Raw genomic sequence first — 14,791 nt, forward strand, 5'->3', positions numbered from 1 at the left:
ATCAACGTGGCGTTTTCTGCCCGGCAGATGCCGGAACGGCTACAGCTGGTTTACTCTGGGGCATAAAGAACAGAAACAGCGCTGGGATCAGGTAGAGGAAATAGACCGATACTTCGCTAACCGTCGGCGCTTCCTGATAACCGAACATCCCTTCCAGCAAGGTGCCGAATAAGGAATGGGTGGACAGCATGCCGCTGAGATCGAACGCGACATCCTGCATGCGGTTCCACAAACCCGCTTCATGGAAGGCGCGAATGGCGCCCGCTGCCAGACCGGCTGCGACAAAAAGAATAAACAGGCTGGTCCATTTAAAGAACTTCGCCAAATGCAGCTTTACGCCGCCGTAGTAGATCAGGAAGCCGAGCACAATAGCCGCGCCTAAGCCAAGCAAGGCGCCGATCGGTGCTTCAATACCGACATCTTGCTGGAATGCTGCCAACAGGAAGAAGACGGATTCCAGCCCTTCACGTGCCACGGCGAAAAACACCATCGCTACCAGTGCCCAGCCCTGCCCGCGGTTTGAGTTCAGTGCATGATCAATCGCGCCTTCCAGATGCACTTTGATGGAGCGTGACACCTTACGCATCCAGAACACCATGTAGGTCAGAATGCAGACGGCAACGGCCGCCACAATGCCTTCAAACAACTCCTGCTGCTTTTGTGGGAACTCACCCGTGGTTTCATTGATGAAAATGCCCAGCGCCAGGCACAGGCCCGCGGCGACAATCACACCAATCCATACTACGCCGAGCCACTGCCCGCGCTGCGTTCGCTTCAGGTAGCTGGCGATCAGGCTGACAATTAACGCGGCTTCCAGCCCTTCACGGAACATAATGAGAAAGGGGACGAACATAAAAGAGACTCCCGGCACCGGAATGCTGAACATTTAAATGCGAACCTATCGTGTAAAGATAAGTAAAATGAAAACGATAGTGATTATCATTCTTGCAAAAATAAAAACAAGTGGCTGTGGAGGATTTTTTGCACTGCAGCGTGGCTTTCAGTCCGATAATTTATTGCTGATTATTTCTGTGGGGGGAATAACGGCGGTTACTCATGATAATAAACGGAGCCAGAAGGCCTGACTCCGCGGTTTCTGATTGAGTATCAGACGGTCTTGAATTCCGCTTCGGCAGCGTCGAAACGCTGTCCAATGGCGGCAGACGGCTGACTTCCCATCAGGCTGACAATCCAGATCGCCAGCGAAGCAAAAATAAAGCCAGGGATAATTTCATACAGATCCAGCCAGGCGTACTGCTTCCACACCAGCACGGTGATCGCACCGACCAGCATACCGGCCAGCGCCCCGTTGCGCGTCATGCGTCTCCACATGACGGAAATCAGGATCACCGGACCAAAAGCCGCACCAAAGCCTGCCCACGCATAACTCACCAGACCAAGCACGCGGTTTTCAGGGTTTGCTGCCAGCGCAATTGCTACCAGCGCAACCACCAGCACCATGACGCGGCCAATCCATACCAATTCAAACTGGCTGGCATTCTTGCGCAGGAACGCTTTGTAGAGATCTTCGGTGATGGCGCTTGAGCAGACCAGCAACTGGCAGCTTAACGTACTCATTACTGCAGCCAGAATGGCCGAAAGCAACACCCCGGCTATCCACGGGTTGAACAGAATTTTCGCCAGTTCAATGAACACTCGCTCGCCGTTTTGCGTCACATTGCCCGCCTGCCCCGGATTGTCGCTGAAATAGGCAATGCCGAAGAAACCGACGGCAACGGTACCTGCCAGACAGAGGATCATCCAGATCATGCTGATGCGGCGTGCGCTGCGGATCGTGCGGTGAGAGTCAGCGGCCATAAAGCGTGCCAGAATATGTGGCTGGCCGAAATAGCCCAGTCCCCAGCCCAGCAGTGACAAAATAGCGACCAGATTCATCCCTTTAAACATATCGGTATATTCAGGGCTTTTGGCGTTGATCACCATCATTGAGGTATCGATACCGCCCACCGCAAGAATGACAAACACCGGAGTCAGGATCAGCGCGAAAATCATCAGGCTGGCCTGCACAGTATCCGTCCAACTGACCGCCAGAAAACCGCCAATAAACGTATACAGAATCGTTGCGGCCGCCCCGGCCCACAGTGCAGTCTGATAAGTCATGCCGAAGGTACTTTCAAACAGGCGCGCACCGGCAACAATGCCGGAAGCACAATAGATAGTGAAAAACACCAAGATGACAATGGCGGAAATGATACGCAGCATTTTGCTTTTATCTTCAAAACGATGCGTGAAGTAATCCGGCAGAGTCAGCGCATTGTTATTGGCTTCGGTATGCACCCGCAAACGCCCTGCCACCAACTTCCAGTTGAGATAGGCACCGACAGTAAGCCCTATGGCAATCCAGCTTTCGGAAATGCCTGAGATAAAAATCGCACCCGGCAAGCCCATCAATAGCCAGCCGCTCATATCAGATGCACCGGCGGACAGTGCGGTCACTACGCTACCGAGACTGCGACCGCCCAAAATATAGTCATCGAAATTCTTGGTCCGCAAATAGGCGATCAGCCCAATCAGGATCATACCGAAAATATAAACACAAAATGTCACCATCATGGGCGTATTCATTGTCATGCAAGCTCTCCACGTGTTGTCCTGTACTTAGTTCTTTATGAAAAAAGAAAAAGCCGGTTAATTCTGATGCGTCCCTGACAGGCTTTAGCTCCAGCTAAAAATCGAATTCGGCCGGATACTCGGCGACATAAAGTAGAATTTCAACATTTTTAACAAATCGATTACAAAAAACCATTCCCAGTCACAGTTATCATGATGATGGGTTGCACCTTACATTATCCGCAGTTGCACCTGCCACAGTTTCTACATCCATGGGCTAACAGCCATGGTCATGCCACAAAAAATGTTAATAATCGACCGAGTTTTAGCGTTGCCGCACACCATGTATTTAACAAGGTTGCACAAAGTTGCAACTTAGAAGATATTGCTGCACATACGTACTTTGCATAACGGCGATGCTCTGGTCATTGATGCTGCGGCTTCAGGGACTGCGGGCCTTAATTACGGAGTTGCTAGATGGGCATGACGACGATGGGCGTTAAATTGGATGAGGCCACCCGCGACCGGCTGAAAGTGGCCGCACAGGGTATTGACCGCACACCACATTGGCTGATCAAACAGGCGATTTATTCCTATCTTGAGCGACTGGAAAATGGCGATGCGCTGCCTGAGATCCCGGCGCTTAACGCTGGCAACGTGGCCGAAAACGATGAGCACCCTTCCCCGGCTTTGATCGAGTCACATCAGCCCTTCCTCGACTTCGCCGAGCAGATCCTCCCACAGTCGGTTAGCCGCTCAGCCATCACCGCCGCCTACCGTCGCCCGGAGGCCGAATCCGTCGCCATGCTACTGGAGCAAGCCCGTCTACCTGCACCGATGGATCAGGCCGCGCATAAGCTGGCCTATGATCTGGCCAGCAAACTGCGCAACCAAAAGAGTGCCAACGGGCGCGCCGGAATGGTACAGAGCCTGCTACAGGAATTCTCACTCTCCTCGCATGAAGGCGTGGCCCTGATGTGTCTGGCCGAAGCGCTGCTGCGTATTCCCGATAAACCAACCCGTGATGCGCTGATCCGCGACAAAATCAGCACCGGCAACTGGCATTCACACCTTGGCCGCAGCCCGTCACTGTTTGTGAATGCCGCAACCTGGGGATTGTTGTTTACCGGTAAACTGGTGGCGACCCACAATGAAGCCAATCTGTCGCGCTCCCTCAGCCGTATTATCGGCAAAGGCGGCGAACCGGTGATCCGCAAAGGCGTAGACATGGCAATGCGCCTGATGGGCGAGCAGTTTGTCACCGGCGAAACTATCGCGGAAGCGCTGGCCAACGCCCGTAAACACGAAGAGAAAGGGTTCCGTTACTCCTACGATATGCTCGGCGAAGCGGCACTGACTGAAAAGGATGCGCAGGCCTATCTGCTCTCCTATCAACAGGCCATTCACGCCATCGGCAAAGCCTCCAACGGGCGCGGCATTTATGAAGGCCCTGGCATCTCTATCAAGCTCTCTGCTCTGCATCCGCGCTACAGCCGCGCGCAGTACGAGCGCGTGATGGACGAACTCTATCCTCGTCTGCTGGAGCTGACGCTGCTGGCCCGCCAGTATGATGTCGGTCTCAATATTGATGCCGAAGAAGCCGATCGTTTGGAAATCTCCCTCGATCTGCTGGAAAAACTCTGTTTTGAACCGGAACTGGCCGGCTGGAACGGCATCGGTTTCGTCATTCAGGCCTACCAGAAACGCTGCCCAATGGTGATCGACTATCTGACCGGTCTGGCGCAGCGTAGCCGCCGTCGTCTGATGATCCGTCTGGTGAAGGGCGCCTATTGGGACAGCGAAATCAAACGTGCACAGGTGGACGGCCTGGAAGATTATCCGGTTTATACCCGCAAGGTATATACCGACGTCTCTTATCTGGCCTGCGCCCGTAAACTGCTGGCGGTACCGAACCTAATTTATCCGCAGTTCGCTACCCACAACGCTCATACGTTGGCCGCCATTTACCAGTTGGCAGGCAATAACTACTATCCGGGACAGTACGAATTCCAGTGCCTGCATGGTATGGGCGAACCGCTGTACGAACAGGTGGTCGGTAAAGTATCCGCAGGCAAACTCAACCGCCCTTGCCGCATTTATGCGCCGGTGGGTACCCATGAAACCCTGCTCGCCTATTTGGTACGACGCCTGTTGGAAAACGGGGCCAACACCTCCTTTGTCAACCGTATTGCAGATGCCACATTGCCGCTTGACGAACTGGTCGCTGATCCGGTGAAAGCGGTTGAAGCGCTGGCCGTCAATGAGGGTCAGGTTGGCCTGCCGCATCCTCGCATTGCGTTACCGCGTCACTTATATGGCGGCTCAGGCTCAGAAGGTGGCTTAGAGGAGCGTACTCGCGTTAACTCCTCCGGCCTGGATATGTCTAACGAACACCGCCTGGCCTCGCTCTCCAGCGCCCTCCTGAGCAGTGCAGCGCACCCCTACCAGGCCCAGCCGATGATTGACGCCGAACTTGATGACGGCCAGTTTGCGGCCGTCATTAATCCGGCCGAGCCGAAAGACATCGTCGGCCACGTAAGAGAAGCGACCGACGCTGAGGTGAGCCGCGCACTCGATGCCGCTGCTGCTGCAGGTCCGATCTGGTTTGCAACACCTCCCGGAGAACGTGCTGCAATCTTGCAACGTGCCGCAGAATTGATGGAAGGCGAACTGCAAAGTCTACTTGGCCTACTGGTACGCGAAGCTGGCAAGACCTTTAATAACGCCATTGCAGAAGTACGCGAAGCGGTGGATTTCCTGCATTACTACGCCGGGCAGATCCGCGAGCAGTTTGACAACAACACTCACCGCCCATTAGGCACTGTTGTCTGCATCAGTCCGTGGAACTTCCCGCTGGCGATTTTCAGCGGTCAGATCGCCGCCGCGCTGGCGGCAGGTAACAGCGTGCTGGCTAAACCGGCCGAACAGACGTCGCTGATTGCCGCACAGGCCGTACGCATTCTGCATGAAGCAGGCGTTCCCACTGGCGTGTTGCAACTGTTGCCAGGCCAGGGTGAAACCGTGGGAGCACAACTGGTTAATGATGAGCGCGTACGTGGCGTGCTGTTTACCGGTTCAACCGACGTGGCGTGTATTTTACAACGCGGCATTGCCGGACGGCTGGACCCGCAGGGCCGCCCTGTTCCGCTGATTGCCGAAACCGGTGGGTTGAACGCCATGATTGTCGACTCATCGGCGCTGACTGAACAGGTAGTGACCGACGTCGTGGCATCGGCCTTTGACAGTGCCGGGCAGCGCTGCTCCGCACTGCGCATCCTGTGTATTCAGGAAGATGTCGCCGAGCACACGCTGCAAATGCTGCGCGGTGCCATGGCCGAATGTCGAATGGGCAACCCAGAACGCCTGTCTACTGACATCGGCCCGGTCATTGATAGCGAAGCACAGGCAGGCATTGAGAAGCATATCGAAGCGATGCGTGCCAAAGGCCGCGCGGTCTATCAGGCAGCACAACACAATACGCAGGATCAGCAGGAGTGGGCTCGCGGGACGTTCGTTATGCCCACACTGATCGAACTGGATAGCTTCGATGAACTGCAAAAAGAGATCTTTGGCCCGGTGCTGCACGTGGTGCGCTACGCGCGTCAGGACCTCGATGCGCTGATTGAGCAAATCAACGCCGCCGGTTACGGTCTGACATTGGGTATTCACACCCGAATTGACGAAACCATTAACCGCGTTACGTCAAAAGCCAAGGTTGGCAACATGTACGTCAACCGCAACATGGTCGGTGCAGTGGTTGGCGTTCAGCCATTTGGCGGCGAAGGGCTGTCAGGTACGGGGCCGAAAGCTGGCGGGCCGCTGTATCTGTATCGCCTGCTGTGCAGCCGTCCGCTGGAAGCCGTGTCCCGGGCGCTAAGCGTTCAGGATCAGGAACTGCCGCTGGATATCTCACTGCGCGAGGCCTTGCTGGTACCCCATCACGCTCTGCAACAATGGGCAATGGGCCAGAAAAACCGCGAGCCGTTAGCGGCGCTATGCAAACGCTTTGCGCTCGCGGCTCAGGGCGGTACGGTTCGGATCCTTCCAGGCCCAACGGGGGAACGTAATACCTATGCCCTGTTACCGCGTGAACGCGTACTGGCGCTGGCGGATAATCAGGACGATGTGTTGATTCAACTCGCCGCCGTTACTGCCACTGGTTGCCGCGTGTTGTGGTCGGAGGCACCTTTACAGCAAGAGTTGTTTAAACAGTTGCCAAAAGCGGTGCAGGAACGGATTGATTTCGCGAAAGACTGGCAAACCGATGCGCCGGTGTTCGACGCGGTGATTTACCACGGTGACGCCGATCAGCTATGTGATCTATGCAAGGTCATTGCCCAGCGGACCGGACCGATTGTTTCTGTGCAGGGGTTTGCGCGTGGCGAAGACAATATTCTGCTTGAACGGTTGTTGCATGAACGCTCGCTAAGCGTTAATACGGCGGCGGCCGGGGGTAATGCGAGTTTGATGACTATTGGATGATAGTCTGGGATCTTGGGGCTGCCGCCCAAACTGGCCTTTGAATTTTAACTTCAAGACCTTGGGCTGCCGCCCAAACGGGCCTTTGAATTTTAACTTCAAGACCTTGGGCTGCCACCCAAACGGGCCTTTGAATTTCAACTTCAAGACCTTGGGCTGCCACCCAAACGGGCCTTTGAATTTCAACTTCAAGACCTTGGGCTGCCGCCCAAACCCGCCTTAAGGCCCGCAGTCGCTCGGGCCTTAAGAATCCGAGCTTTTTTAACTGCGCGCTTCGCTGAATCGGGATGGCCGTGTTTCAGCCACCTTGGTTATCGCCGCAAAATGTTGCCGCTTAGGCGGTACCTTCGCTTCGGGTTTCGAGCCTATGGTCTCGAACCACTTGCTCAGCGCCATTTTTGAATGCGGCCTACACTTTTTTAAAAGATAAAAACAGCCTTGAGTTTGAGTTTGAGTTTGAATTTGAATTTGAATTTGAATTTGAATTTGAATTTACAAAAGTTTCGGCCGCGTTCAAAACGACGTCGAGGGAGAGGCGCAAAACCGCGCGGGGTTTACGCGGGTTGAAGCCCGAACTGAGAGTCCCGCGCCGCGGCGCCTCTTTATAAACAAGAAGTGCGGCTATAACAGCGGCTCCTGACACACGGCCATCGTAACCTGCGCAGCAGCTGTTTTTAAAACAGCCCGGGATTCTGGGGGTGGCGATAGACCCCCTTGAGGCCAGTTTAGGTGGCAACCCAGGGTTTTGATGTTGAGGTTGAATTTAAAAGCGTCTGCGAATCGCCATCCGCTCTTAATGGGTTAAGAATTTTTCCAAAAATTGCTTAGTCCGTGGGTGTTGCGGATTCGAAAAGAGTTCTTTCGCGGGTCCCTGCTCCACGATCCGCCCTTCATCCATAAAAATAGCCCGGTCGGCAACATCGCGCGCGAAGCTCATTTCATGCGTGACGATCACCATGGTTCGGCGCTCCAGCGCTAAGGCACGGATGGTATTGAGCACTTCGCCGACCAACTCGGGGTCCAGCGCCGAGGTGGGTTCATCGAATAAAATCACGGCGGGGTTCATCGCCAACGCACGGGCAATAGCCACACGCTGCTGCTGACCACCGGACAGACGCCGTGGGTAGGCGTCTTCTTTGCCACTCAAACCGACTTTTTCCAGCAACTCGCGGGCGTAGGCGATGGCCCTGGCACGCGGTTCACCCTTCACAATCACCGGCCCTTCGATGATGTTATCTATCACCGACCGGTGCGGGAATAGGTTGAAGTTCTGGAACACAAAACCGACCTGCTGACGTAACTTGCGGACGTTTTCTTTCTGCTTACTAATGGGACGATTGCCGTCAATTTGGATGTTGCCAACGGTAATGGTGCCTGAATCCGGCTCTTCGAGCAGATTAATACTGCGCAGCAGCGTGGTCTTACCGGAGCCACTCGGCCCGATAATCGCGACAACTTCGCCGGAGTTCACTTGTAAATCAATACCGTGCAGCACCGTCTGACCGTTGAATTTTTTAGTCAGCTGTTTAACGTCAATGGTACTCATGAAGGCTCCTGATCCTGACGGTTAACGCGGTCTTCCAGACGATTTTGCAGGAAGGATAAAACGGTGGCTAACACCCAATAAATCAGCGAGGCGGCCAGATACATGGTGAAGACTTCCAGTGTGCGCGAGGTCACCAGTTGCGCCTGACGGAACAGTTCCGGGACCTGAATGGTGGCGGCAAGCGAGGTATCTTTCACCAAACCAATAAAACTGTTACCCAGCGGTGGCAGCGCGGTACGGGCGGCCTGCGGTAAAATCACGCGGCGCATGGCTTGCCAGCGGCTCATACCAATACTGGCGGCGGCCTCCCACTGGCCCTTCTCAATAGAAGAAATCGCAGCACGCAGGGTTTCCGAAGTATAAGCAGCTGTATTGAGCGACAAACCAATCATCGCTGACGGGATAGGATCCAGCTCAATGCCGAACTGAGGCAGGCCGTAATAGATCATAAACAACTGCGCGATAAGCGGCGTACCGCGAAAAACTGACACGTAAAAACGCGACAACCATGAAAGAGGCCAGAATTTTGACAAGCGCATAAGCGCCAGCATAAATCCCAGCAGCAGCCCGAAGACCATCCCACCCAAGCTGAGTTGAAGGGTAAACAGCGTACCTTTTAATAGAAAGGGTGCTGAATCCAGCACCAGTTGGAGACTTTCTTGCATCTAAAACCTTTAAGCCTTTTACAACTTCAATGTATTGCTACGCCCTAAATAATTGAGGCTGTATCAAGGCGGCAAGCTTGTGAGTCCCGATGAGCTGACATGAGTCAGTGATTCAGGCGAACACGTGCAGCTAACGCGCAGAAACAGCCCCAAGAATAACGGGCATGGCGAGAATTATTTAGTGACGTCAGCCCCAAACCATTTATCTGATATTTTCGCCAGAGAACCGTCTTTTTGCATGTCGGCAATGGCTTTATTGATAGCAGCCAGCAGCTCAGGGTTATTTTTACGTAACGCGACGCCAGATTCCTGACTCGCAAACGGTTTGCCAGCCACCGCCAGCGTATCACCCGTTTTCTTCACCAGATCCAACGCGGCCAGACGGTCAACCAGAATGGCGTCGATACGGCCTACGCGCAAATCCTGAGATTTTGTGGCGTCATCGTCATAGGTGCGGATATCCACACCCGGCTCATTAGCCCGCAGCCACTGTTCATAGTTACTGCCCAGACCTACACCTACTTTTTTGCCTTTCAGAGCATCAGGGGTAGCAAATTTGGCTTCGTTGCCCTTTTTAGTCAGCACCTGAATACCTGAAAGGGTATAGGGCGTGGAGAAGTCATATTTTTTCTGGCGCTCTGGGGAAATGGTCACCTGGTTTATCACCACGTCGATCCGTTTGGATTCCAGCGACGCCAACATGCCATCCCATTTGGTCGGTTGCAGTTTAGCTTTCACACCCATGTGCTGTGCCAGCGACTCCGCAAACTCCACTTCAAAGCCGGTAAGCTTGCCATCGGTTCCCTGAAAACTGAACGGAGGATAGGTGCCTTCGAGGCCCACAATTAACGTTCCGCGCTCTTTAACTTTCGCCAGCAGACCTTCATCGGCAGCAAAGCTGTTGCTGACCATACCGCTGGTCAGCGTCACGGCTACGGCACCCAGAAGTAAACGACGACGTAATGTAGAAAAAACCATATTCACCTCATTCGATTCAATTTCAGTTATCAGCTTTGAGGCAAGTTAATACCTCTTTAACTGACGGAAACGTCTAATTGTTATCATGTTTTCATCACCTGCCGCACGTTAGCACCGCGCAGGAAGATTATCAGCAATATAATCCTCTAATCTTAGCGCATAAAAGCATAAGCGTTGCTGAGACGGCATAAGCGGGCCGTTAGGCCACGCTTATCACTGCGATTATTCCTTTTTTCGTGACCGTAAAAGGAATTTTAAATATGAGGGTGATAGGCAAACAACGCGGGCGCGCCGCCGGTATGAATAAACAGAATCGGCCCGTCTCCCGGAAAACGCCCGCGCTCAATACCGTCCAGCAGACCCGCCATCGCCTTGCCGGTGTAGACAGGGTCCAGCAACATCGCTTCCTGCGCAGCCAGTAATTTGATCGCCGCCAGCCCTTCCTCACTCGGCTCACCGTAGCGTGGACCAAAATACTCATCCCACAGATGTATCGGCGGCAGAGGTGCGTCCAGCTGCAGTCTTTTGGCAACATCACGTGCAATGGCCTCAACTTTGGGCCGCTGCTGTTCCGCCGTACGTGACACCGTCACACCAATCAGCTGCGTGGCTGGCATGAGATGCTGCAGAGCTACGGCCAGTCCTGCGTGGGTGCCTGCACTGCCGGAAGCCACCACAATGGCGCTGAAATCGACAAAACCGGAGGCGCTTTGCTCGGCAATTTCCAGCGCACATTGTACATACCCCAGCGCCCCGAGGGCGTTGGAGCCGCCAACCGGCACGATATAGGGCCGGAACCCCTGAGCTTCGAGTTTTTCGGCTTCATCCGTCAGTTGGGTCATCGGATCATGCAGCGCCTCACACATCACTACGTCGACGTTGAACAGATCGAGCAGTAAGCGGTTGCCGTTGGTGAGGTAGTTGGCCTGGGTGGTACCGATTGGGTTTTCCAGCAACGCCACGCATCTCATCCCCAGCTTGGCGGCAACGGCAGCGGTCTGGCGGACGTGGTTAGACTGAATAGCCCCGGCGGTGAGCAAAGTGTCCGCGCCCTCTTCAAGCGCGGCAGCCGCCAGAAACTCCAGCTTTCTCAATTTGTTACCGCCCATAGCCAACGGCGTGACGTCGTCACGTTTTATGTAAATTGGGCGACCGACATAATCTGAAAGACGGTTCAGTTTCTCCAGCGGCGTCATGCTGCCCAGCAAGTCTAAACGCGGAAAGGCTTCCAGCCGAAGTTTAACTAATGAAATTTTAGCAGGCACAGTGTTCCCCTGAAGCGCTTGATATGAATTAGGTTATAAAAATAGGTTGTTTGTATTGTGATCAAAAGATTATAGACAGAATTTATACAATCTTACCGTGCATGCAACACAAAAAAACAGGCACCCGAAGGTGCCTGTTGATAGCAAAGCGTTTAGCAAAAAACGGTTATGCGGATTTTTGCCATGCCAGATATTGATCATATTTGCGCAACGCAATACGGTAGTTATCATGCGCTGCCAACGGCAGGTCACTGATAATACGTTCATGGATGCTCTCCCCCCGGGTACGTTCAAGGGGATAATTATGGGCCACCAGAATTTCATCCAGACGACGCAGTCGCACAACATACTCGCGCACCGTGCTGTGATTCATTTCGGTTTGTTCAAACAAATACTGTTTGAACGCCATAATGTCAAAATAGGCCGGATGAGTGTTGCAGCTAATCTCACTGCAAAAACGGCACAGTGCGGCCAATTCCTGCGAAAGATTACTCCACACTTCGTCATCAATAGGCTGGTCCATCTTGGCAATGGCGTCTTTATTGATGATCTGACCGCGAAACACCAGCGCCATCCGATCGAGTTCTTTACCGCATTGTGAGCAGTGAGTCTGGCTATGTTTATAATCTTTTAGATAGCGGCTGAGCGGCCGCGTTTTCATTCCCGCTGACATAATGTTTTCCTGGTGAGGAAGTTTAAATATATACCCAAAATAATTCGAGTTGCACAAAAGTCACCAACGTGACTGCAACGTGAAGTATGACGAGTAGTTAACCGGCCAGGAAAAAGCGGATCAGTGGTCGTTAGCCAGACGCGCCCGTAAGCGCTTAATAGCCTGGCTGTGTAGCTGGCTGACGCGGGATTCCCCAACGTCCAGTACTGCCCCGATCTCTTTTAAATTCAACTCTTCCTGGTAGTAAAGCGTCAGTACCATCTTTTCCCGTTCTGGTAGTGCATCAATGGCATCCATCACCCGCTGGCGTAAATTACCTTCCAGTAAGAGATGTAACGGGTTGGCCTCTTCGTGCCCTTCCATCAATGCTTCTGCTGTATCGCCGTGTTCTTCGCGCCACTCGTCATAAGAGAACAACTGGCTGCTGTTGGTATCCATTAAAATCTGGCGGTATTCCTCAATAGGAATATCTAACGCCTGCGCCACTTCGCTTTCGCTCGGTGGTCGCCCTAACTGCTGTTCAGCCTGATGCATCGCTTTTGAGACTTCACGCGCATTGCGTCTCACGCTGCGCGGCACCCAGTCACGGCTGCGTAGCTCATCGAGCATCGCGCCTCGAATACGTTGCACCGCGTAGGTGGTAAACGCCGTGCCCTGCATAGCATCAAACCGGTCAACCGCATTCAATAAGCCTATGCCTCCCGCTTGCAGCAGATCGTCAAGCTCGACGCTGGCGGGAAGCCGTACCTGCAAACGCAGGGCTTCATGACGCACCAGCGGAACATAGCGCTGCCATAAAGAATTTTTGTCTATCACGCCGCTGGCGGTATACAGATCGCTCACTATTCTAACCTGGCAGTGGGAAGGTCCGTACTATTATCCTTTCGTTAGCCCTTTCCAATCGCCTGAATAAGGACTGAAAAACGCGGCTATTTGGATTATGTCGACACCGCGAAGCAATAACGGACGGCAACTATAGCAGCGACTTTGTTCACAGCATCATACTAAAAGGTAATAATTAGTTAAAATATTGAGCCAAAAGAATAAAAAAACCCCGCCGAAGCGGGGTTTTGCAGTTGAATACTCAGCGGGAAGGCGATTAGCCCTGCAGCAGAGAAAGCACTGACTGAGGGACCTGGTTAGCTTTAGCCAACACTGAAGTACCCGCCTGCTGCAGGATCTGCGCTTTAGACATGGCCGAAACTTCAGTTGCGTAGTCAGCATCCTGAATACGGCTCTGTGCAGATTGCAGGTTAGTAGTAGTGTTGCTCAAGTTGGTGATAGCAGAATCGAAACGGTTCTGAATCGCACCCAATGATGAACGGAACTTATCAACCTGGCCGATTGCCGCGTCGATTGCAGCCATCGGATCTGTTGTAGAGGTTTTGATCGAGCTCAGCGTTTGAGTTTGTAAGTTTGCGCCGCTCAAGTCAGCAGATTTGTAGGTTTTAGTGTTCTCACCAGTACCTACGGTCACAACTTTGCTCAAACCATCAGTACCACCCAACATTACATTAGCTTTAACACCTGCAGTACCAGCAGCATCGGTGTAAGTCACAGTATCCAATGTCACTTTACCCGCAGTATCTACAGCCGCTGAATACAATTTGTTATCAGTACCTTTAACAGCATAAGCAGTGGCTCCTGACGCGTTAGTTACCTGATAAAGTTTTGCACCAGAAACAGCAGTCACCGATGCATCGGTCATATCGATAGCTTTGTTTACCGTTACAGCCGTCTGCGAAACACCATCAGTTTTCACTGAAGTTTGGTCAGTTACTTTGGAACCGATAGTCACAGCACCAGAAGTGTTGTCGATAGTCACAGAGTAGTAGCCATCGTTGGCTGGCGCAGTTGAAGCTGCCAGTTTCGCGAAGTAACTGCCGTCTTCAGATTTTTCAATAGTTGCTGTGGCTGTAGCATCTTTTGCTGTAGCTGCTGCTGCAACACCAGTCAGCGTCACACTTATAGGAACAGTTGTCAGTGCTTTACCGGTAGATACGTTAGCAGTTTGAACGTTCAGACCGCTCAGACCCAGAGTGCTAGAGTCGATTTTCTGCAGGTCGATATCGATAGTTTCGCCGTCGTTAGAACCAACCTGAATAGACATAGTCTGGTTAGATGCTAATACTTTTACACCGTTGAACTGAGTCTGGCCGGATACGCGGTCGATTTCGTCCAGACGGGAAGTGATTTCGTCCTGGATTGAAGACAGGTCGGTATCGGAGTTGGTGCCGTTAGCCGCCTGAACAGACAGCTCACGAATACGTTGTAAGTTGTTGTTGATTTCGCTCAGTGAGCCTTCAGTGGTCTGCGCAACGGAGATTCCGTCGTTGGCATTACGTGAAGCCTGAGTCAGACCATTGATGTTAGAGGTGAAGCGGTTAGCAATTGCCTGGCCCGCTGCATCGTCTTTGGCGCTGTTAATACGCAGACCTGAAGACAGACGCTCGATAGCGGTGCCCAGTGCTGACTGGGATTTGTTCATGTTGTTCTGAGTCATCAGAGACAGCGTGTTGGTATTAATTACTTGGCCCATGAGTGTATTCCTTCAAATCTGGTTAAGGGGGTTGGGCTTGCTTGCCCTCGGTGTTCATCACCGTCCAAACTTGTA

General features: G+C 52.9%; 11 protein-coding genes. 2 read left to right on the forward strand and 9 right to left on the reverse strand.

Going from position 1 to position 14,791, the window contains the following annotated elements:
* Position 1: 1 nt before the first annotated feature.
* The gene (efeU, locus tag ACMV8I_RS05870; RefSeq protein ID WP_498864237.1) at positions 2 to 853 is read right to left on the reverse strand and encodes an iron uptake transporter permease EfeU; all 852 of its coding nucleotides are present in this window, start codon (positions 851 to 853) and stop codon (positions 2 to 4) included.
* 67 nt (positions 854 to 920) lie between these two features.
* On the opposite strand from efeU, the gene ACMV8I_RS05875 reads away from it, so the two are divergent.
* Positions 921 to 1,085 carry a hypothetical protein gene (locus tag ACMV8I_RS05875; protein ID WP_498864238.1) on the forward strand — a complete coding sequence of 55 codons (165 nt, stop codon included), beginning with the start codon at positions 921 to 923 and terminating at the stop codon, positions 1,083 to 1,085.
* A gap of 22 nt (positions 1,086 to 1,107) precedes the next feature.
* Here the strand turns inward: ACMV8I_RS05875 and putP are convergent, their stop codons facing one another.
* On the reverse strand, positions 1,108 to 2,592 hold the full coding sequence (putP, locus tag ACMV8I_RS05880) for a sodium/proline symporter PutP (RefSeq protein ID WP_498864239.1): 1,485 nt from the start codon (positions 2,590 to 2,592) through the stop codon (positions 1,108 to 1,110).
* Positions 2,593 to 3,048: 456 nt separating this feature from the next.
* Here putP and putA point away from each other — a divergent pair, with 456 nt between their 5' ends.
* On the forward strand, positions 3,049 to 7,053 hold the full coding sequence (gene putA, locus ACMV8I_RS05885) for a trifunctional transcriptional regulator/proline dehydrogenase/L-glutamate gamma-semialdehyde dehydrogenase (protein WP_498864240.1): 4,005 nt from the start codon (positions 3,049 to 3,051) through the stop codon (positions 7,051 to 7,053).
* A 790-nt stretch (positions 7,054 to 7,843) separates the two neighbouring features.
* On the opposite strand, the gene tcyN is transcribed toward putA, so the two are convergent.
* From tcyN to ACMV8I_RS05920, 7 genes are all read right to left on the reverse strand, one after another.
* Positions 7,844 to 8,596: an L-cystine ABC transporter ATP-binding protein TcyN gene (tcyN, locus tag ACMV8I_RS05890; protein WP_498864241.1), complete on the reverse strand. Its 753-nt coding sequence runs from the start codon at positions 8,594 to 8,596 to the stop codon at positions 7,844 to 7,846.
* Complete coding sequence (tcyL, locus tag ACMV8I_RS05895) at positions 8,593 to 9,261, reverse strand: cystine ABC transporter permease (protein ID WP_498864242.1); 669 nt, start codon at positions 9,259 to 9,261, stop codon at positions 8,593 to 8,595. The genes tcyN and tcyL overlap by 4 nt, the downstream gene beginning before the upstream one ends.
* 174 nt (positions 9,262 to 9,435) lie before the next feature.
* Complete coding sequence (tcyJ, locus tag ACMV8I_RS05900) at positions 9,436 to 10,239, reverse strand: cystine ABC transporter substrate-binding protein (RefSeq protein ID WP_498864243.1); 804 nt, start codon at positions 10,237 to 10,239, stop codon at positions 9,436 to 9,438.
* A 254-nt stretch (positions 10,240 to 10,493) separates the two neighbouring features.
* Complete coding sequence (locus tag ACMV8I_RS05905; protein ID WP_498864244.1) at positions 10,494 to 11,504, reverse strand: D-cysteine desulfhydrase; 1,011 nt, start codon at positions 11,502 to 11,504, stop codon at positions 10,494 to 10,496.
* Positions 11,505 to 11,670: 166 nt separating this feature from the next.
* Positions 11,671 to 12,177 (reverse strand): flagella biosynthesis regulatory protein FliZ, encoded by a 507-nt coding sequence (gene fliZ, locus ACMV8I_RS05910; RefSeq protein WP_498864245.1) that lies wholly within the window; start codon positions 12,175 to 12,177, stop codon positions 11,671 to 11,673.
* Between the two features lie 120 nt (positions 12,178 to 12,297).
* Positions 12,298 to 13,020, reverse strand: coding sequence for an RNA polymerase sigma factor FliA (locus ACMV8I_RS05915; protein ID WP_498864246.1), 723 nt, complete (start codon positions 13,018 to 13,020; stop codon positions 12,298 to 12,300).
* Between the two features lie 256 nt (positions 13,021 to 13,276).
* Positions 13,277 to 14,716, reverse strand: coding sequence for a flagellin N-terminal helical domain-containing protein (locus ACMV8I_RS05920; protein WP_498864247.1), 1,440 nt, complete (start codon positions 14,714 to 14,716; stop codon positions 13,277 to 13,279).
* Positions 14,717 to 14,791 lie beyond the last annotated feature (75 nt).

Origin of the sequence: Ewingella sp. S1.OA.A_B6, from assembly GCF_049889095.1 — a bacterium.
Taxonomy (GTDB): Bacteria; Pseudomonadota; Gammaproteobacteria; order Enterobacterales; family Enterobacteriaceae; genus Ewingella.

Excerpts from the sequence above, each read along its gene's own strand:
- efeU (WP_498864237.1), bottom strand. The coding sequence starts at position 853 with ATGTTCGTCCCCTTTCTCATTATGTTCCGTGAAGGGCTGGAAGCCGCG.
- ACMV8I_RS05875 (WP_498864238.1), top strand. The coding sequence starts at position 921 with ATGAAAACGATAGTGATTATCATTCTTGCAAAAATAAAAACAAGTGGC.
- putP (WP_498864239.1), bottom strand. The coding sequence starts at position 2,592 with ATGACAATGAATACGCCCATGATGGTGACATTTTGTGTTTATATTTTC.
- putA (WP_498864240.1), top strand. The coding sequence starts at position 3,049 with ATGGGCATGACGACGATGGGCGTTAAATTGGATGAGGCCACCCGCGAC.
- tcyN (WP_498864241.1), bottom strand. The coding sequence starts at position 8,596 with ATGAGTACCATTGACGTTAAACAGCTGACTAAAAAATTCAACGGTCAG.
- tcyL (WP_498864242.1), bottom strand. The coding sequence starts at position 9,261 with ATGCAAGAAAGTCTCCAACTGGTGCTGGATTCAGCACCCTTTCTATTA.
- tcyJ (WP_498864243.1), bottom strand. The coding sequence starts at position 10,239 with ATGGTTTTTTCTACATTACGTCGTCGTTTACTTCTGGGTGCCGTAGCC.
- fliZ (WP_498864245.1), bottom strand. The coding sequence starts at position 12,177 with ATGTCAGCGGGAATGAAAACGCGGCCGCTCAGCCGCTATCTAAAAGAT.
- ACMV8I_RS05920 (WP_498864247.1), bottom strand. The coding sequence starts at position 14,716 with ATGGGCCAAGTAATTAATACCAACACGCTGTCTCTGATGACTCAGAAC.